Annotated in this window: 20 protein-coding genes and 1 pseudogene; 18 read left to right on the top strand and 3 right to left on the bottom strand. The window is 41.6% G+C overall.

Annotation, left to right across the window (positions count from 1 at the left end; all coding sequences use genetic code 11):
- The first annotated feature begins 734 nt into the window (after positions 1-734).
- The 16 genes from AB6E08_RS19035 (at position 735) to AB6E08_RS18960 (ending at position 12,898) form a co-directional block, all read left to right on the top strand.
- Positions 735-1,142, top strand: coding sequence for a YscW family type III secretion system pilotin (locus tag AB6E08_RS19035; protein WP_029223147.1), 408 nt, complete (start codon positions 735-737; stop codon positions 1,140-1,142).
- 480 nt (positions 1,143-1,622) lie between these two features.
- Positions 1,623-2,492 carry a helix-turn-helix transcriptional regulator gene (locus tag AB6E08_RS19030; RefSeq protein ID WP_017100158.1) on the top strand — a complete coding sequence of 290 codons (870 nt, stop codon included), beginning with the start codon at positions 1,623-1,625 and terminating at the stop codon, positions 2,490-2,492.
- Positions 2,493-2,625: 133 nt separating this feature from the next.
- Positions 2,626-3,606, top strand: a complete 981-nt coding sequence (locus tag AB6E08_RS19025) for a T3SS regulon anti-activator ExsD domain-containing protein (RefSeq protein WP_017100157.1) — start codon at positions 2,626-2,628, stop codon at positions 3,604-3,606.
- Between the two features lie 12 nt (positions 3,607-3,618).
- Positions 3,619-4,047 carry a YscB family type III secretion system chaperone gene (locus AB6E08_RS19020; RefSeq protein ID WP_017096464.1) on the top strand — a complete coding sequence of 143 codons (429 nt, stop codon included), beginning with the start codon at positions 3,619-3,621 and terminating at the stop codon, positions 4,045-4,047.
- Positions 4,047-5,918 carry a type III secretion system outer membrane ring subunit SctC gene (sctC, locus tag AB6E08_RS19015; RefSeq protein WP_017100156.1) on the top strand — a complete coding sequence of 624 codons (1,872 nt, stop codon included), beginning with the start codon at positions 4,047-4,049 and terminating at the stop codon, positions 5,916-5,918. Before AB6E08_RS19020 ends, sctC begins: the two co-directional genes overlap by 1 nt.
- A 5-nt stretch (positions 5,919-5,923) precedes the next feature.
- Entirely contained in the window at positions 5,924-7,219 is a 1,296-nt protein-coding gene (gene sctD / locus AB6E08_RS19010; protein ID WP_017096466.1) for a type III secretion system inner membrane ring subunit SctD, read from the top strand.
- A complete protein-coding gene (locus AB6E08_RS19005; protein ID WP_017100155.1) occupies positions 7,212-7,418 on the top strand; it encodes an EscE/YscE/SsaE family type III secretion system needle protein co-chaperone in 207 nt (68 codons plus the stop codon). Before sctD ends, AB6E08_RS19005 begins: the two co-directional genes overlap by 8 nt.
- A gap of 15 nt (positions 7,419-7,433) precedes the next feature.
- A complete protein-coding gene (gene sctF / locus AB6E08_RS19000; protein ID WP_017096468.1) occupies positions 7,434-7,682 on the top strand; it encodes a type III secretion system needle filament subunit SctF in 249 nt (82 codons plus the stop codon).
- A 3-nt stretch (positions 7,683-7,685) separates the two neighbouring features.
- A complete protein-coding gene (locus tag AB6E08_RS18995; RefSeq protein ID WP_017096469.1) occupies positions 7,686-8,042 on the top strand; it encodes a YscG family type III secretion system chaperone in 357 nt (118 codons plus the stop codon).
- Positions 8,042-8,674, top strand: a complete 633-nt coding sequence (locus tag AB6E08_RS18990; protein WP_017100154.1) for a YopR family T3SS polymerization control protein — start codon at positions 8,042-8,044, stop codon at positions 8,672-8,674. Before AB6E08_RS18995 ends, AB6E08_RS18990 begins: the two co-directional genes overlap by 1 nt.
- An 8-nt stretch (positions 8,675-8,682) precedes the next feature.
- Positions 8,683-9,027 (top strand): type III secretion system inner rod subunit SctI, encoded by a 345-nt coding sequence (sctI, locus tag AB6E08_RS18985; RefSeq protein ID WP_017096471.1) that lies wholly within the window; start codon positions 8,683-8,685, stop codon positions 9,025-9,027.
- Positions 9,028-9,029: 2 nt separating this feature from the next.
- The gene (gene sctJ, locus AB6E08_RS18980; protein WP_029223148.1) at positions 9,030-9,773 is read left to right on the top strand and encodes a type III secretion system inner membrane ring lipoprotein SctJ; all 744 of its coding nucleotides are present in this window, start codon (positions 9,030-9,032) and stop codon (positions 9,771-9,773) included.
- A complete protein-coding gene (gene vscK / locus AB6E08_RS18975; RefSeq protein ID WP_372066810.1) occupies positions 9,757-10,431 on the top strand; it encodes a SctK family type III secretion system sorting platform protein VscK in 675 nt (224 codons plus the stop codon). Before sctJ ends, vscK begins: the two co-directional genes overlap by 17 nt.
- Positions 10,410-11,045, top strand: coding sequence for an HrpE/YscL family type III secretion apparatus protein (locus AB6E08_RS18970; protein WP_017096474.1), 636 nt, complete (start codon positions 10,410-10,412; stop codon positions 11,043-11,045). Before vscK ends, AB6E08_RS18970 begins: the two co-directional genes overlap by 22 nt.
- Positions 11,046-11,467: 422 nt before the next feature.
- The gene (locus AB6E08_RS18965) at positions 11,468-11,908 is read left to right on the top strand and encodes a type III secretion system chaperone (RefSeq protein ID WP_017096475.1); all 441 of its coding nucleotides are present in this window, start codon (positions 11,468-11,470) and stop codon (positions 11,906-11,908) included.
- 12 nt (positions 11,909-11,920) lie between these two features.
- The gene (locus AB6E08_RS18960) at positions 11,921-12,898 is read left to right on the top strand and encodes a hypothetical protein (RefSeq protein ID WP_017096476.1); all 978 of its coding nucleotides are present in this window, start codon (positions 11,921-11,923) and stop codon (positions 12,896-12,898) included.
- A 97-nt stretch (positions 12,899-12,995) separates the two neighbouring features.
- Here the strand turns inward: AB6E08_RS18960 and AB6E08_RS18955 are convergent.
- The 3 genes and pseudogenes from AB6E08_RS18955 to AB6E08_RS18945 form a co-directional block, all read right to left on the bottom strand.
- Positions 12,996-14,034: pseudogene (locus AB6E08_RS18955) on the bottom strand (IS630 family transposase).
- A 638-nt stretch (positions 14,035-14,672) separates the two neighbouring features.
- Positions 14,673-16,142 (bottom strand): hypothetical protein, encoded by a 1,470-nt coding sequence (locus AB6E08_RS18950; RefSeq protein WP_017096479.1) that lies wholly within the window; start codon positions 16,140-16,142, stop codon positions 14,673-14,675.
- 11 nt (positions 16,143-16,153) lie between these two features.
- The gene (locus AB6E08_RS18945) at positions 16,154-16,612 is read right to left on the bottom strand and encodes a CesT family type III secretion system chaperone (RefSeq protein ID WP_017096480.1); all 459 of its coding nucleotides are present in this window, start codon (positions 16,610-16,612) and stop codon (positions 16,154-16,156) included.
- 578 nt (positions 16,613-17,190) lie between these two features.
- On the opposite strand from AB6E08_RS18945, the gene AB6E08_RS18940 reads away from it, so the two are divergent.
- Positions 17,191-19,221, top strand: a complete 2,031-nt coding sequence (locus AB6E08_RS18940) for a hypothetical protein (RefSeq protein ID WP_017100925.1) — start codon at positions 17,191-17,193, stop codon at positions 19,219-19,221.
- A 61-nt stretch (positions 19,222-19,282) separates the two neighbouring features.
- Entirely contained in the window at positions 19,283-19,702 is a 420-nt protein-coding gene (locus AB6E08_RS18935) for a type III secretion system chaperone (RefSeq protein ID WP_017096482.1), read from the top strand.
- Positions 19,703-19,870 lie beyond the last annotated feature (168 nt).

Below are 19,870 nucleotides of genomic sequence, written 5' to 3'. Positions count from 1 at the left end.
GCTGATCAGATCGTAGGTTCTTGATTTAGTTCCATTGAATTACGCAACAAAGCCATATAAAGGATTAACGAGTGGTTAAAACTGAATTACGCAACAAAGTCGTCTGCTGTCAATAAATTATAATTTTGGATTGTTAACTTTAGCTAACAAGACCTGTTTACGACAGAAATGTATTCCCTTCGTTGTGAGTGATGGCGGGTAATAAGGATAAAACTAAGTGGTATCTAGGACTTTTTTTTTATTTGTTTGTTGTTAAATTATTGATTTTATTGATTTGTGTAAAAGTGATGCAATCGAGTTCATCCTTTATTTATAAAGATATTTCATTAGAATATAGATAGTTAGCAAGAACGGATGGGAAGCATGTTGCATATCGAGGGTTCAGCGCATTATATGATGAGGTCAGTTATGTTTTTGAGAAGCATGATTGCTTGATTTACTTTGGCGAACTGCCAAAGCAACGATTGCCCTTTTCTAAATGGTGCCAGTAAACGATGTATTTCATAAGTAGATAGTCGCGACCGTGCAAAAAGGCTATGCGTGCTCCATACGAAGGGGGGTCTCTGTATTGATGATACTAATTGCAGTGGTCAAATTGCTCCAGCCCTTGATAGATAACAACGGATAACCATAGCGAGTATAGCGAAATACCCCTTATTACTGGATTAAACCGCTTTGATGCCATGGGTAACCATAACTTTGTCACTGACAATTTAGATGAATACTTGTCTCCTATGAAAAAGAACTCTTATTGCTTAATATTCCTTGCATTGATGCTAAGCGGTTGTGCAACCAAAAACCCAGTGTCAAATGGGTTTTCTAATCATCTTCAAGGAGCACTATTTGGTTGGATAACGTTTGATAATTACACCGCTCCAGTGAGTACATTTCTAAGCGTCGATGTGTGTCAGGTTTTAGATAGTCAGTGTTTTACTGTTTTACAACAAGAGTATCAAGGGGTTCAGTTACCCGTTCAATACTCGTTTGTTATTGCTCCGATTCAAGCTGGAAATGGCGAGATGAAAGTGCGCGCTATATTGCGTTATCAAGGTGAGATTATCGCAAAAAAGGAAGAGCGATATATCTTTACGCAAGGCAGTGTATATACCAACTTAAACCTAGAGGCTTATAATAATTACTAGGAAGTAATATTTTCCTTTATTATTATGCTTAATGCGTTGGAGGATATCCTAGTTCTAGGTATATTTAAAATAAGGTCATTGGGTTTTTTATTATGTAAGCATCAGTTCCTTTGAATATATATGGCTATCCCCAGGTGCTTTAATAAAGCATGTCGCACTTATTGGTTGGAATGTAAATCAAGCGAACTTTAAAAATACCACGTTCATGTGTTTAATGTAAAATTTCTTTTTGTATCACCAGTTGAAAATTAGAAAATACTAATTAACTATCAAAAATATGTCACGACGATATCAAAAATACTTTTTTGCCAGAATTATTTTTGCTATCGAAGTTAGCGCTTGGTTATTCGTTATTATTCGGGTTGGATGGTAGTGTTATGGACTATTTATTGGTAATCGGTCTGCATTTGCAATCGCACTGCTGGCTTCGACAGTTTCTCTTGTTTGAACTGGAGGAATTAAAATTATGAAGGGTAGAAAATGGATGTGTTAGGCCGACTAAACGCCGAAAGGGTCGACTCGCACTTGCGAAAAATTCATGGTGCGTGCTGCTATGAAAAATACGATGAAGTGTTTCATTCTAGCCAGTCTCATATTGTTATCGTTCACAATGGTCAATTGAGGGTGCAAACCGGGGGTTGTACGCTAGACGTGGTCGCTGGTCGAGGGGTTTATCTTTCTCAAGGGGATTACTTACTAGAATACACACCGATAGGCGGTCAATATGCGGCTTCGGTTATCGAATTTGACAATGAACTGGTGAGTCAACTATTGCAAAAGCATAGTGACCTTTTGATGTCGTTGCCAAAGGTTGAGGATGTACAGTCTGGATTATTCCCTTTTACTCTAAACTTATTGTTAGAACAGACGTTATTAGGGATTAATACTCTAGAAGAGCAATCTTTTCCTGATGCTATTATGCGCTTAAAGTATGAGGAAATGCTCATCTTGTTACTGCATGGTGACCAAGGTGAACACCTCTACGCGTTGTTATCACAACTGACAAATCGAACCTCAGAGAGACTCCGTCGCTTTATGGATCTTCATTATCTTAAAGAGTGGAAACTGACAGACTATGCTCAAGAGTTTGGTGCGAGTCTGACTACGTTTAAAGAGCTTTTTAACGAATATTATGGTATCTCCCCTAGAGCTTGGATCAGTGAACGTCGTTTATTACACGCTCACAAACTATTGCTCACAAGCAAGATGAACATTGTCGATGTTGCGATGGAAGCGGGGTTTTCAAGCCAGTCTTACTTTACACAAAGTTACCGTCGTCGCTTTGGAACGACACCAAGTAAGGTCCGTTCTGGAGATGATCCGGTAGTAATTGTTAAGCGAAATGTCTGACGACTAAAATTTTCTGACTAATTTTGAAAGGCATTAACGGGTGTAAACCCTATTATGCTCAGCGTAACGATGAGCAAAACTATTATCTCTACTTCCTTCTGGATTGCTCGAAGTAGATACGGAGAAGATTAAAATGAAAAAGCAGCATTGGCGACGCCGTTCGCTTTTTCCTAACAACATTGTGCTGCAGAGGAAGGTCACTGTATTGCAGCGAGGCGCAAGGTACGAGGGCTTACCTAAATCAACTCAAGAGCTTAACGTTGTTAATGTAAACCACAGACAGCTACTCAGTGAAGGTGTTCTGAGTTACGACCAATTGTCTTTACTGCAGCGCTTGCTTGATCGTAATGTTGTTGATTGTTTATGTGCAAGTCAGCTAATTAAAACATATCAAAAGCTTGGAACGTGTTTAGACCGCTCTGCTATGCGCCTTTTCTTAGAAGTGGGTGGGCAACTAAGTGACGAACGGGTGTTGAACTCTTTTGAACAAAGACTGGATTACATTAATCAGCGATTAGGTTACCGCTTCAATCTAGCGTCACCTAAGACACTAATTCTTTCGATGTATTTAACCTTAAATGAATGGTGCAATCAGCAAACGGATCAGAGGGCGCTACAAGACTCCATCAAGCTTGAACAGTTAATCAATCAACTGAGTATTCAGAAAGAGTATTGGATGAGATTGTCCGGAGAAGCGAGTAGCACATTTTTTGCTGAACAACAGTTGGATCTCATTGAGAATCAGCATAGTGAATTGCATGACCAACTTCGCGTTCTCAATGTGCAACAAAATCAAGTTATTGAATCTCATCGAGCACTAGTTGAAGAGTGGAAGCCAACTCTAGATAAACTCAAGGGCTTATATGAGTGCGGTAGAATATCAGATAAATTTATATCTGAATGGAAAATATGGTGTAGCCAGGCTCGAGTACAAGCTCCTGAGCTGAGCGATATTTGGGATGCATGTGAGCTTGTGTTTAGCGATCTAAATGCCGTCGCTAAAATTTGGCAATGGTTTCAAGATATGCAAACCGTTGGCAGAGTGGATCATTACTACGTTGATATTCAAAACAATGAGTGCGGGCAAGCTTGTAACAATCTCAGGCAGATTTAAATAGGACTAAATATGTTAGATAAAATGATGAAATCCCTAGCGGAAACGTTAAGGGAGGGGGATTTTATTGCCTCAAGTAATGGTTCCTATGATATCGAAGTTGACCAGATGCAGCTTAATATTAGCCAGCACTCATCATGGATCTTGTGGGAAACCGTGCTCCCATTTTATTTTGAATCGCACCTTGATTTTCAAAAAGAGCAGGCGCTAAAACATTGTATGCAGCTCTCCTTGAAAACGTTGCGAGATACACGCAGCACGTTGACGGTGAATGACAAAGAACAGTTGATTATGCAAGGGAAGATGATTATGGAAAGTGCAACGACAGAAGAGCTTTGCACGCAGCTTGCTCAGCACGTAAATTTAGTGGAGCAGTTCAATGATTTGCTCGAACATCAACGTGTTAATCATACTGTTAGTCACAGTGTTTGGATCCCATAATGCTTGCAGTTTTAAAGTCACAAATAAGCAGAATCGTGCTGTCAGTAGTGTACGTTTCAAGTTTGATAATAGCAGTTCCTTCACATACCTCTGAGCTTGATTGGGTCGATCAACCGTTTCGTTATTACGCGGACAATGATTCACTAAAAGAACTGCTGAATAACTTTGGCGCAAACTACCGTGTTTCAGTGTCGGTTAGCGACAAGGTAAATGACCGAGCCAGTGGTCGATTTTCACCAGAAGATCCAGCCGAGTTTCTCGATTATCTGGCACAGGTTTACAACTTGATGTGGTACTTCGACGGTGCAGTGCTGCATGTATACAAAGCGACAGAAACCCGTTCACAATTGTTGCAGCTCGAACTGTTAACAGCTCGCGAATTACGTAGCACCCTGATCTCGACAGGGATTTGGGATTCTCGTTACGGCTGGCGTGCAGCGGAAAATAAGGGGCTGGTTTACTTAGCTGGCCCACCGAGATACGTCGATTTAGTTGTGCAAACGGCAGAAGCACTGGAAAGCAGACTGGTACAGAAATCCAATTCAACAGATGAATTGTTTGTCGATATTATTCCCTTGAAGTATGCATCTGCGACAGATCGAGAGATCAGTTATCGTGACCAAGGTGTCACGGTTCCTGGGATTGCTTCGGTACTAAGCCGAGTGCTTTCAGGTGTTCAAACTCAGGTTAAAGTGGCGAAAAAGAACGAAGAAGTAATAACCAATACGCCTAAGAAAATTACTAATAATGTCTCTTTACATAGCGGTGCATCGGTTGAAGCAGAACCAGGTTTAAATGCAATCATTGTGCGTGATACAAAAGCTCGATTACCGCTGTATCACAAGTTGGTGGCGCAGTTAGATCAACCGCAGTCAAGGATCGAAGTCGCACTTTCTATCGTTGATATTAGTGCTAATGACTTAAGTCAGTTGGGTGTTGACTGGCGAGCTGGTCTTGCAGTGGGTAACAACAGTATTTTGGACCTCAAAACAACTGGTGACGTAGGTAATGGTGATGTCAAGCTTGGTAGTGGGCAAAATTTTAAGTCTCTGCTTGATGCGACGAACCTAAATTATTTATTGGCTCAAATTCGTTTGCTTGAATCTAGAGGTAGTGCGCAAGTGGTTTCCAGACCAACCTTGTTAACACAAGAAAATGTGGAAGCGGTCCTTAATAACAGCAGTACATTTTATGTCAAGTTGATAGGCAAAGAAACCGCAGCACTAGAGAAAGTGACTTATGGAACGTTATTGAAAATTGTACCTCGCATCGTTGGCGACCGTTTGGTTGAAAGACCTGAAATCAATTTGAGTCTGCATCTAGAAGATGGTGCGGAAATCCCCGATGGTGACATTGATGGTGTTCCTTCAATTCGTAAAACAGAAATTAGTACTTTGGCAACGGTAAAGCAGGGGCAAAGCTTGCTGATTGGTGGAGTATACCGTGATGAAATTAGCAACAAGCTTCGAAAAGTTCCTTTGTTAGGAGATATTCCATACCTCGGCGCTTTGTTTAGAAGCACGGAAAGCTCCACGAGAAGAACAGTACGTATGTTCATTATAGAACCAAGAATTGTTGTCGATGGTATCGGAGACAACGTACTTATCGGAAATGAATATGACTTAAGGCCAAAGATTGGCACGTTGAATAGTATTTCCAATAACAGTGCAGGCCTTAAATCAGCACTTGCTTTGTACAGCTGTACAAAGGAAGTACAAGCAGTACGTTATCAGCAAGATTTGTTGTCACAAGGAAAGTCATCGTTGTTAGCAGAATGTGAGCTTCCTACTGGGCAGAAAGGGTGGAGAGTACAAATTAAAGAGTGTAATGGCTCAGAGAATCATTGCGTTCGACCATTAGAGGAGCAGTAACCTCAATGCAACAATGGAAAATTCGTATTCTTTCCGGTGTTCATTCCGGAGTGGAAGTCACTTTACCCAACGATTCATTGGTATTGGGTAGTGATGACTTTACCGCTGATTTAGTCTTAACCGACTCTGGCATTAAAGCAAGTCACCTCGTTTTAGTTTGCGATGGTGAAACGGTTTCACTACGTGAGTGTGAAGAAGTCTCAGTCAATAACGAAATTATCGCCGTTGATGCCGGTGGCGTTGATTTGTCGCGAAAAGCCTTGGTTTCTGTGGGTCGTTTAACCTTTGCTGTTGGTTATTTGGAAGATGATTTAGTTATTGAGATGGCAAATGACGTAGCAAGCAAGCAAGCGAAACCAATTGGCCATAAACCATCATCGGGTTGGAAGAAAATGCTGCTCATCGGATTGATTTGTGGCCTGATCCCAAGCGTTATCTTTATAGGTATTTGGTACGACCAAGTGCATGCGAGCGACAAAGACGTAATCACAGAAGCGGAGCCGATAGTCTTGGTACGCAATATTCTTAGTGAACTCGAGTTGAACGATGTTCGCGTTGAATGGAATGCCAATGCTCTACAGGCTGTACTTGAAGGTTACGTAGAAGATAGAACGCAAAAGGTACAACTGCTTGGTCGAATTGATGCATTAGGTATCAACTACAAGAGTGACCTGAGAACGATGGAAGAGATACGTCGTGGTGTGCGTTTTATCTTACGAAACCTCGGTTATCACCAAGTAAAAGTAGAAAATGGTAACGAGACAGGTACGCTGCTGTTAACGGGTTACATTGATGATGCAAGTCGTTGGAACCAAGTTGAGCAGATCTTAGAACGAGATGTCCCAGGGCTTATCGCTTGGAAAGTAGAGCTACAAAGGGCGGGGGCATACATGGTTACTCTAAAAGAGTTGTTAGGAGAAGCGGAGCTCTTAAAGAAAGTTCAGCTTGTTACTAGCGGTGATCGTATTGAAGTTCGTGGCGAGCTTGATGATGTTGAAACAACTCGATTTTATGGTGTAACGAGAGATTTTCGAGAGCAGTATGGCGAGAAACCATATCTTGTCTTGAAATCTATTCCTAAAGTGAGCAAAGGAACAAACATCGATTTTCCGTTTCGTAGCGTGAATTTTGGCCTATTTCCTTATGTCATCCTCACTGACAATGTTCGTTACATGGTAGGAGCTCGCACTCCTCAAGGGTACCGTATTTCAAGCGTTACTCCGGCAGGAATTGAACTCGTAAAACGCGGGCGGGTAATCACTATTGATCTAGAGTATGAAGGTGAAAATAACAATGACTAATCTTGAGCAGTTATTACAAGGCGATTCAGGGCAGCAAGAAAAAGAGGTGATCATTTTTAAGTTCAAGCAAGCGCAATCAGCGATAAAGCGTCAGCTCCATCTTGGCTGTTCACCAAAAGAATACCAGTTGCTACACAAACAGCACGAGGCTTATCAAGCAGCATTAACGGTAATTGAAACATTTCTAGACAACAAATAAAAGAAGGCGATATATATGTCATTTTATGATTCGAGTAAAGGCGTTAACCTCGACGCAGTTAAAGCTAAATTGTTACAGCAATCAAAAACAGCGAATGAAGCGGTAAACACCGCGATCAAAAACTTAGAAACGAACGCAGACGATCCTTCAAAGCTTGCAGAGCTACAGCATACAATCAACAAATGGTCTGTGGTATATAACATCAATGCGACCACAACACGTGCAATCAAAGACGTGATGCAATCAATTCTGCAGAAGGTATAACCTATGGATAAAGGCATGTGTTTACTTCTGGCTGAGACAGCGTTGATGGCAACCGGTCTGCATCGTCATGAAGAGGCAAATACCATTGCGGAATGCCTTGAGTTGCAAGGTGATGCAGAAGAAGTCGTTGCTATGATTCGTTCAATGAGTTTGATGAATCGTGGCTTGTACGAGGACGCTCATCGTTTACTTGAACCGCTTTGCGTGACACGCCCAGACTTAATCGGTCTGGCTGCGCTAGCGGCAGGAAAAGCTGGGCTCTTAAGCAAAGCCGAATCGTGGTTAGATATGGCATTAAAAGGCAATGAAGAAAACCAAGCCTTTGCCATGAGTTTTTCTAAAGACATCAGGAACCTTTAATGAAGGTTGAAAGCAACGGAATCAACAACATGCTCAGTCAGGTGCCGAAAGCACCCCGGAATGATACACCTGATGCGAACAAGATGAACCGTTTGATGAGTGAGAACCCACCAGATAAGAACATACCGACTACGAAAAAAAATACGGATAGTGTCACGCGGTCTAAAGGTAGAACAGCAGCTATTAAAGAGTGGTACGAAGCACTAAAACGTTCTGGAGACTTCAGCGCAGCAGCGCTTAGCAGAACGCTTAAAGACGCGTTTATTTCGCCTAGTGAGAAAAAAAAAGCCTTATGGTATGCCTTTAGTCAGGAACAAAGCGCAAAAGGCACTGATAAAGCATCACCAGAATTGTTGGCATTATTTAAGCATGAGCTGTTGGGCAGTTTTTCAGGGCGCTTGCTAGCGACTCCCCCTAAAGACCGCCGAGAGTTGAAAGCGTTGCTTTCTGAACATTTCCCACTTGGTGCGCAAAAAGAACAAGCGCTTTGGCACTGTTGGGGTGAGTTGAAAGACATCCCTGCCCAAGCTCCAGTATTGGAGGTGGTCCGAAAAGAACTGAGCTTTGTTATACAAAAGAATGCCATGGTCAAGAACATGTTGAGTTACAGCCACAAACTAGACCTCTCATAGGAACGGATATGATTAATACGCAGTACACAGAAGTGATGCAAACCAACCTCGAGCAAGTGCAAGACGCACAAGCTGAAGCGGGACTTAGTGAGCGTTTCGAGCAAGCGATGCTATCGCCTGAGGGAAACCACGGTTTAGAAGGTGGCTTGTTAGAAAACATTAGCGAACTGAAAAACACCATCGACAATGCAAAAACTAACTTAACCGATAGCATGGCAATGGTTGGTGACGACCCTGCTCAGCTCTTGCAGATGCAATGGGCGTTGAGTCGAATTACCTTTCAAGAGGAGCTGATTGCCAAGACGGTAGGTAAAACGACACAGAATGTAGAAACATTGTTGAAGGCCCAATAGTCATGATGAAGACAATACGTGCCGTGTGCATGTTACTCGTGTTATTTTTAGCTGGCTGTCAGACGGAGCTATACACTGGAGTAAGCCAGAAAGAAGGCAATGAAATGCTGTCTATTCTGCTTTCTGAGGGGGTGGTGGCAACCAAAGAACCGGATAAAGACAACACCATAAAATTGATGGTAGATAACGCTCAAGTCGCATTTTCGGTTGATGCTCTGAAACGTAAAGGCTACCCGAAAGAGCAGTTCTCAACACTCAAAGAAGTGTTTCCGAAAGATGACCTGATTTCGTCTCCGATTGCAGAAAGGGCGAGGCTTATATACGCGAAATCGCAAGAACTATCATCAACGCTGTCACAAATTGATGGAGTGTTAGTGGCACGCGTTCACATTGTACTTGAAGATAAAAACCTTCGTCCAGGTGAACGTCCAACTCCTGCTTCTGCATCAGTGTTTATTAAACACGCAGCGGATGTGGCACTCGACTCTTATGTACCTCAAATTAAGCAGTTAGTGAACAATAGTATTGAAGGGCTTAACTACGAACGTATTAGCGTTGTCATAGTACCATCTTCGGAAGTTCGTGTGACGGCTCAAAGCAAGCAATTTGAAAGCATTTTGTCTATTCAAGTGACCAAGGACACGGCAAGCAACTTGATTGCTATCCTCGTTTTCTTGTTACTACTTATCATCGGTTCTAACGCAGCGACGTTTGCATGGTGTCGTAGGAATGCGCAACGTGGTTAATTCTGATACGCCAGTTTCTCAGATTTATCATCAGTTTAATTATTGTCCTTGCAGTTATATTGATGAGAGTTGGATAAGCAAGAAACAGCCTTGGTTATTACGAGTCCAAGACTGGAGACACCAGGCTGCGATCAATCAATGGTGTATTGAAGAATGGCAGCTATCAACGATTACTGATCATGTTTTTAATCATCCATTTAATAGTTTGGTGTTACTTCCAGTTGAAACGACTAACAAATTACTGTTGCTGATTGGTGGGGCAATGTATTGTGAATCGATGCGCCAAGTTGTCTTGAAACAACCAAAGCAGTGCCTCAATCATATTTTTGGTGTCGATGAAACGCGTTTTTTAATTCAACACGGGCCAATGATGATCTCAAATTGGCCAAACGGTTGGCAAAAAACATTGCCGGCGAGTTTAGATGATGCCAGCTTTGAAAAGGCAGCCCGTGAACTTGGGTATCTATGGGTCACATTTTTACTGGAGAAATCACCATCAGAGCTTGTACAAAGGTGGCAGTTCAAGCTCGATTGTTCATTAACCCAAACAAAACTCAGTGCTGATTGGTTCGATGAAACGCATCGAGATCTTGCTTATCGACTTATAAAGAAAATCGCAAAACAGGTAATCCCTCAATGGTTTCATTTGTTGAAATAAAAACTGACAACTTGCAGTTGGCTACAGGTCTAAAGATTCTCAAAGCAAAGGATTATGTGAGTTATTTAGATTCGCAACACTTGGTTGAAGCTGCACACTCTAAAGCCGAGAGCATTATTACAAAAGCTGACGATGCTTATGAGTTAGAAAGACAGCGTGGTTACCAGGATGGTATCGATCAAGCGAAGATAGAGAGCGCAGAAACTATGATGTCAACGCTTGCACGATGTAATGAGTACTACTTGCAAGTCGAACAGAAAATCACTGGCGTAGTGCTTGATGCCGTAAGCAAAATTATCAGTAGTTTCGACGATGTGGAAACAACGGCAATAGTGGTGAGGGAAGCGCTTCAGCTGGTCAGTAATCAGAAACAAGTGATTCTGCACGTGCACCCCGAGCAAGTGACAGAGGTGCGAGATAAGGTTTCCTTAATACTCAGTGACTTCCCGGAGGTCGGCTATGTTGACGTTATTGCAGATGCGAGACTCAAAAATGGTGGGTGCATACTGGAAACTGAAGTCGGTATTATCGATGCCAGTATCGACGGGCAACTGCAAGCTCTTAAGCAGGTGATCACTAAGCAATTCAGTGAGCGCCAACAGATACAGTCTTGACGTGCTTATCTTTAACTCTCGAAAGCTCAGAAAAACGCTGGGCTTTTTGAGCTTTACTTTCTATTCACTGTACCTTTCTACCATTTCTCTAGTTTTATCTTAGCTTCCCATCCGATCTTTATAAACGGCTTAAAATGAAAAAAAGCCGACCATATCTGGCATATTCTGTGACTGTTATTGAGCACAATACTTACATCAACGGGAACTCTGATTATCTTAAAGGCTCTATTAACTATCGCCTCATAAGAGAGTAACGTTCGTTCAGAATACTGAATTTGTTTTTCTAAAAACGGTTAATCTAACAAAATTAACCAGCAACAATGGAAAATAAAATAATGTGATAGGTGTATTTAAATTCGAAATTTTATATCTTTTATTTTAAATAGATACATCAATATTAAATATCAGGATGGTAGGTGAGTATGGATAAGGTAAATACCTTACTAATTGAGCTTGGTAACACACTCGATATTGAACGGGTGACTGCATATGATTATCAAATGTGGACAGTATATATGTCTGCAGGCAAAGAGATTGAAGTTCAAGGCTTGGATGAGAGAGAAGAACTGTTACTTTCAATCAAGGTTTGCCAAGATGAAGAGTCATTTGAAATTAAAAAACTGAAAACACTTTTGGAATATAACTTCTTATACCGGGAGTCAGGTGGGGTACAGTTCTGTATAGACCCTAAAAACAATGAAGTACACATGCAGATAAGTATACCACTTACCTCAGAAGTGAGTCGTGTTTCTATCCTGATTACTCAGCTTATGGAGCTTTGTGAACTGTGGAAGCAATATCTAACGGCTCAGTTTCAATCGATTGAGCAACATAAAAAGCTGCATACTTTCATCTCTGTTTAAAAGGTTAGGGTTATGGTAAATATCAATACATCACATATGCATTCGCTGAGCGAACTCACTGCACAGTTATCTACACAAAACCAATCGGACGACAAAGAAGTTCGGGCTCACGGAGGCAAGGACATCTTTGTTAAAGAAGGTGCGCCGAAAAACACAAGCGTAAGCTCTCGTATCAATCACCAAAACAAAGCGAAATCGATCGTCGTTGATCTATTGGTTAAGCAAGGTCTGCCAAAAGGTGTCGCCAAAGCTATGATGCAAAACGTACTGAATGGTGAAAATAAGTTGACTCTTGGAAACCTTAAAGACCTAGAGCGATTATCGACAGGGCCTAGAGAGAATTGGCCAAGTGTTTCAAGCACTTCAAAACCATCCAGCGCAGGTAAAACCGCTCCAGCAGATGCCTTGATTAGAAAGCACCAAGCTACACTGCAAAAGTTGGGTGATTTCGCTTGTACTGACCTTAATACCTTCGGTGATAAGAGATCTGAGTTCTATCAAGCGAAAGCGAAGCCAAGACTAGAAGGCTTCTACGCAAATCCAGCAAGAGTTCAACAAGATAAAAAAGCGACCATGTCAGCAAACATGGTTCAAGTGGCGGCTCAAAGAGGCAATAGCCCTCAGATGGGGACACTTCAAAACATTGCGAAATCCGTTCAGGACGCAAAAGCCGGTTGCTGTACTACGTTTGCCTTTGCCGCGGCCGCTGAAATGATTCAAGGGATGCAGGGTGATGCGAATCAAAACACTAAGGTCGAAGTAGTGGCATTCAAGAAAGGACACTCAGGCACGCACTTGTATGTTTTGGTTGGTAGACAGGACGGTAGTGATATCAAAGACCCAAGCTCATGGAATAAAGATGTGAAAATTGTAGACCCTTGGGCAGCTTCAGCATTTGGTGCGAGAATGTTTGGTGATATTGCTCATCCACCGGTTTCCAACATGTTCCCACCATCTGAAGTGATTTTTTCTAGCCACAAACTGGACTAAAGATTCCATAATCGGTTGCTAATATTTACTACCAAAAAGGAGCAGTATTACTTTGCTCCTTTTATTTTTTTAATGTAAGTGATATCAATCTGGAAAATTAACTGCTCAAGTCTATCCATTCTCTAGCGCACATTTTCGATACCCTTTTCGGCACTTCAAGAAACCTATTCCACGCAACGCATACCTTGGAAACAATGTCCTCATAGTCTTCGAAGCTTTGGTTCGCTAAGTAGTGTTGTCGTAACCAACTCCATACTTGTTCTATCGGGTTAAGCTCTGTCGAATATGGGGAAAGTTTGATGATACTGACATTATCAAATTTGTGGGCGATATCATCGGTATGCCAACCTGCGCCATCCATTATTACTACAGCATGCCTTCCTTCCTTTGTCTGTGATATCGGATATTTGCTTTAAGTGTTAGATCATAATGTCTTTATTGACCCAAGGCACAACCATAGCTTCTCCAATCCCTCAGCTAGGACAAACAGAACCGAACAGGTAAGCGTACTCAAATTGCTGCTGTTTTGGCGCCCTTGGGCGCGTTCCTGTTTCAGCCCACAAGCGTGTCGTTGTGTTTTGTTGTCCGAATCTAGCTTCGTCTTGAAACCAGACATCAACACTCTCCAGCCCAATATGACCGAGGATCTTAAGGATCGTTTCTATTTTGAATTTTTTAAAATCGTCTTGGATTTGCTGTGATTGTTTGGGGTGTTTGGATCGAGAAGTTATCCAAGAAAAGCCCATGTGGTCGAGAAGATAATAGATAGAATTAGGGTGGTAGTATTTATCAAAGTTTTCCACGATGTAATCATGTATATCGCTCCCGACAAGGCGCCCGCCAGAAGGGGACTCTGCTTCTTTCTTAATGAACGCGCTGAGTTGTTTTCGTTGCTCTACATTGAGATATGCAGGCCTGCCTGTGCGAGGTTTCTCTTGAAGTCCTTCCAATCCTTCTTCAAGAAATGTCTGGACCCATTTGTTTACACTAGTTCGACTGACTTTGAGGTATTTAGCAATTTGAGTGTGCTAGTGACCTTCTTTGAAGTGGGCAAGTGCTAGTAAACAAACCTTCATTTGAATGGTTTTTTGTTGGCTTGCTAGTTTTTTAAAATCTGTCTTATTAAGGCTATCCATAGCTATTTTCTGCAAGAGTTCGACGACCTCAATTAGATCATATTTTTACTTTAATGGGTGTTACTGATTGCCTGTTTGAAGTCCTTTTTGGCTCGTTATGTGCGGTGCGGGCGCAAAAGGCTGGTTTGATATTCGTGAATACATTATCGGACACCATTCATATGATCAGTGCTTATGCTTCATCAAATAAGCTCGTGTTGGGGCAGATAAAAACTGAGTACAAGCTAAGTGGCATTTGATTGCGAAGCCAATAGCGATTAACTATCGCGGGGCCCTTTCAATACCTCGTCTAGGCTCGGAATCATCGCTGATATCAAATTAACGGATAATAATAGGCTATTCGAATATCAAAGGTTGGCACACAATGAGGGACTATCCGTCAACGGCCAACCTTATATATGATTCTATTGAAACTGTTCTTCAGTTCAGCTTGAGTTGCTTATCCTCTTTCAAATCTATTGCCCGAGATACTTGGCTTGGCGAGAATGTCGGGTTTTGAAAGCGAGGCAACAATTTGTAGAGCCAATGCTTCTAAATCAAAAACTGTTAAACAAGGTATACAAACCAAGGGAACTCGTCCTTTGGGAGCGTGTAACGGAAAAATTTCATCGTCAATAACTTGGGTATGATATTGACGATTAAATCCAGCCTTCTGCTAAGTACATCAACCTTAGCTGACTTGGTGAACCAAGCTTTTCTAGCGCCGAGAGTTGGCCTTGATCGAGGTTCGGGCTTTTATCCAAGTATACTCGTCCGTTCGGTGTATCTAGAGGGAGCTTGTAAGTCAACGTCTTATTGATATCCTGTGCCTTTCCTTGGTCGATAGATCTTACTGCTGGCATTAGCCAGTCCCAATCTTCTTTGAGCAACTTCTTAAGTGCACTGTTGGCCTCTGACTCAGTTTGGCTCGGTGTATCTTCGATACTCAATTTATTCGTTGATCCAACATCTGGCACCAAGTTCTCACTTGCATCAGAGCCCAACATTTTCTTAAGCGTTAAGCGCGCCAATTCCATATCCTGAGCTTCTTTCGGTGCTTGAGGTGATGTCATAGATTTGTCTTCTTTTGGGCCTAGGTACGCAATCAAAGCACGTCCTGATGCAGCATCTTGCATACTAAAGGAGAACTTCCCTTTGCTGTTAGACACTTCAATTCGAGGTAACACACCAGACATAGGTTCTTGGTGAATTTGCTCTTGAACTTCGTTGTTCAGACAGTAGGAACTCGCTTGACCGGCTACAAACCCAGAACCAGTGATTAAGCCAGATGCTGCTACACTGCCTAGCGCTTCTTTTGCAACAACAAGGACACCAGTTGTGCCCACAGAGGTGACACCAAATGCACCAAGGCTTCCCGTCGCCATACCTAAGGTCGCTCCAACCGCACCTTCAGCAGATTGAGTGGCGTGCTCGTGCGCTAATGCTTGTTGTATCGGCAATGCCAACCTTTGGTCATGACCGGGCAATTGCGCAATCTGTTCTAGTTGGTGATAGTGCGCCTCAGCATCACCATTGACTGCCGACTTATGTAATTCACGCCCCGTGGCGATCAACAAACCAACACCTGGTAACGCCAAGTTAATTACTGCGTTGATACCAGTCCCTTTGATTGTTTCTTTTGCCATCTCAAGCAGTTCAGCACCTAAGCCGTCCATTTTGCCTGGGTATTGGTTTTCGATGCTGACTTGTAAGCGTGGGTCTTTGCTGATCGAATCGAACGTGCTTTTTAGATTTTTATAAGCTTTATCGTCAATCTTCACTTCATCTAATAGGCTTACGACTTCGAGGACCTTACGCGCAGTTAAAGGCTCGCCACGATACCCTGCTGTGCTCACAAGAGAGAATGCCAATAATGCCGTTTCTGGTTTTTCTTCTTTTAGCAGCGCCTGTTTTAAATCAAGGTGGGTCTTAATATTTTCTTGGTGGTACTTTTGATATGTAGATCGCAATATGGTGTCACTCACTGCCGTGAACTTTTGCCCTTTATGAAAGGTCGACGGCTCTTTGGCTTTACCGTGCTTACTGATCACCCGCTTATCTTTTTGTGCCGCGACAGTACGAAATTGATCCAAGCTCGGAATCTGGCTTTGGCTAGTTGAAATTACCATGGGTGAACTCCTTAAACTCTAAGTGTCTCAATGTGGGATTGTTCTGGATTGATAAATTGGGTTGGGTCTTGGTCTAACATTGCAAATCGAGCCTGCCAGAGTAGGGTTTGCTCATTTAGAAGGTGAAACCAAGTTGATAGGCTCGCTGCGTTTAAGTACTCAATCGGCTTTCTGCCCGCAAGAACCAATTGCCTACCATTTGGTGCAAGTGAAAGGGTCAAGCTCCCATCCGCGATACCGAAATAGTTAGCATGCGCAATGAGTTCAAGACCTTTCAGTCTCAGTTCACCGCTTTTTTCGAGACCGCCAAAAACCACCGATAAAACAAAATCGTTTTGATCTGCCTCACTAAAGTAAATAACGTAACGATCATCAACTAATAATTGGCAACGATTTTCTTCAGCAAAATAAAGTGGAGGTAGTTCATTTATTTCACAAAACTCTTTTATTAGAACTTGTAATGTGTTCATCGTTTATTCCTTCTGTTTTATCTTGCTAGTAAACAACAAATAGTATAATTACGATGTCGAAAGTGGCTTTTATTTTGTTGATTTTCTAAACTGTCGTGATGTGTAGCACAAAGAACAAATGAATTTAATCGTCTTTGTTACGCAATTAAGCTCTCTAGTGTGAGGTTCCCCTGAACAGTTCTTGATGCTCAAGAAGAGTTATGCTGTAAAGCTCTTTGCGAAGTGTTTGGATTCACCGCAGTGGGTAAACAAGGATCGGACTCTGTCGTCAGAGTCTGTGTTTACCCCCTGAAGTCTTCGAGAGCAGATCTTAGTAACGGTTCTATTGGATTTAGTGAGTTGCCAGCTTGCAAGCATACTTACAGCAGGAGGGGGGGGAGTATAGCAAACTGGCTAAATCACTGGTTCTTATAAATTATCGTTTTTACTTCATCTAGCTGTTCTTAGTCAAGGTAAGGAGGTAGCTCGCCCCCTTTCATTTCGATATATAAAAAAAATAGGCCAATACTGAGAGCCCCCCTTGGCACTCTTAACCTATACTACCCTCTCGGTGTTTATATAGGTTCTAAGAGGTCACAATGCCTACTATCTCAGCGATTCATCAACCGATGAACTCAACAGCAATAAAGAAAAGCAACCACGCAGAATCAACTCAAAGTATCGTAAAAAGTGTACATGCCTCATCAGCAAAACAAACCTCTATAGGTTCAAGCGTCGCAAGCCCAACGACTGGCAAGTCTCATTTCAATCACGCCTATACATCACCAAAAGGGACACAAGAATTCTACTCGCAAAACAAAATGTCTTTTTCACAAAAACTAGAAAACTTTTTATCCGAGTATTTGATAAGTAAACCTGGCAGTGAAAAGAAAAGAGTAAAAGAACTGTCAAACATTGCGAATGTAACGGTAAGCAAAGATTTCAACGTCACCTGCCCACTTCCAAGTAAAGTCGGGGGCTTTAAACAGTTACTTTCAGATATAACAAAAGGACACTCTCCAACTAAAGGTGAGTTCTACCCTAAATTTAAAGCTCTAGTCCAACAATCTTTCAGCGAGATTATTTCTCTAGCACCGAAGAAAGGCCATAAAGATACTATCGAACTCAAGTCGCCATCGGTCGTATCACCTTTAGTTGATAGGCCTGTGTCAGATACTAATGTGACATCAAAAACCGCGCCTACTTCACTAGGAGTAACATCAGAACCAAGCCTAGAGACATCTAAGGGCAGCATAAGCTCATCAGAAAAAACAACCATAGAAAAGAGCAAGCAAGCTGACAATCAAAAAAACGCGACTAAAGAGCAAGTAACAGACGTTAAGTTACAAAACTATTATGAGCATGAGAGCACTTCTATCAAGAAAGAATTTGAATCACTATTTAACGCATATGCTAGCTCAAGCACTAAACATGCTGAATACGCACAGAGCTATTCTTATGATTGGTCAATGACATACTCTAATGGGTGTTACCAACTTGAATCATTACCTAAAACGGCTGAAGAATTTGCAAGTAAGTTTTGTAAGCTAACTGAAGAGCACTCCCCTAATGGTTCCTTAGGGAAGTTAGTAAAAAAAGCGTTAACAAATAAGACAACATTAGGGCAGATGTTGAGAGTTAACAAGGCCTCTACGCTAGGTCCTATGTCTCAACTGTTGCCTACAACACTGAAGGTGGTATTAAAAAGCAACTTATCTACCGAAACCGCTGCAACCTTCCAAAAAGTAGTAAAACAGGAAGTGAGCGAACAAGAACAACTTAATGCACTAAAACAGAAACAATTACCGTCACAGCTACAAAAGCTTGAACTTCAAACTAACCTCTACCAGTCTAATGTAAAAGAGTTTCCAGAAGCAGATTTAAAATGTCGTAACTTCCAAAAAGCTTTAGTAAAAGCAGTGAACAGAACTAATTCTGTTGATAAAAATAACGAACTACAAAGAAAAACAGAATTTAGAGGGCAAGGAACAGTGTTTAAAGAACTAAGCCCTAGCATAGATTTACCTGTAAATGATCAAAGTAAACACACGCTATTCGATACGAACAAAACCTACGGTATTGGGGACTTTGATAACATTGTAAGCAGTAATTTTGTAATCAAAGAAAAGACAGACTCATTCGAGAATCACCTATCAAGGTTAAATCAGAACATTGGCTTCCATATCGAAAAACTTCCAAATGAAGCCGAAGTCGCCAATGTAAACACACTCGGCATTAACCCATTAAATATTGATGTAGATAGAATGATGGCAAAATTGACGAATCTAAAACCTCTATTGTTAGAGCCAAAACCAAGTTGGAGAAGCCGACTAATTCAGCTGTTTCACCCTAAAGGTGCCGAAAACGAAGCTGAACGTCTGTCTTATCAATATATGGATATTTCACACTTACAGGCACTGAAAGACGATATATCAACCAGTTCGGAGGCAATGAAATTAACCGACCTATCGAATAAACCTTGGATGCAATATTTAGTGGCAAAGCAAGTTGAATCACTAAAATCAGATTGCCAAAGTTATAAATTGGGGCCATTTACCATCGCCTCTCCAGCGAAAAAGCAACTAGATGCACTGCTAAGTTCGAACGAATGGCTACAGAGCAAAGCTTAAAAACAAAACTTGATGATCGCACGTGATCCCTTGTTTTCGCAAAGTAAATTATTGAGGTGTAATGTTGAAATTTGAAGCCGTATTATCAGAACTTGCTGAACTATGGGGAATTGAGATCCCCGTTGAATCCGATGCGATTGAAATAATCGATAATCAGGAAAGCCTTTGGGTTCTAGAATCGCCAAAGCAATCAGATTTATTTACCTTGTATACCCCTCTACATGTCATTGTAGACCAATATAAGATGAGTGATTGGTTAAGTTTAAATATGCAGCGGGACTTACTTGGAAGCTGCTGGATTGGACTAAACAACGAAGAACTATGTCTAGGCGTGTCCTTACCAAAGGATAAATTTGACCATAACGAGCTGAATAATATTTTTGAAAATATGCATTTAATTAAAGATAAGGTTCATGCTTTACATGATTGCAATGAAAATGTTCATATTGATCTGGCTTTAATTAATGTGAAATTTATGTAGCTAACGGGTAGATAAAGTTACAACTCATTTTATCTGAATCGCGAGGTGACAAGTTTGCGTGTCATCAGCACGGCTTTGTTGCGTAATTCAGTTAGAGACAGAGCAGCCCCATATCGTGCGTTTCTTAGTCAATACGGCAAGTTTCAGGCATACCTAACCCAGTGAGCT

This window comes from Vibrio sp. 10N.247.310.24 (assembly GCF_041467175.1).
GTDB classification, from domain to species: Bacteria; Pseudomonadota; Gammaproteobacteria; order Enterobacterales; family Vibrionaceae; genus Vibrio; species Vibrio tasmaniensis_A.
This window is presented reverse-complemented; position numbering and strand designations above follow the sequence as displayed.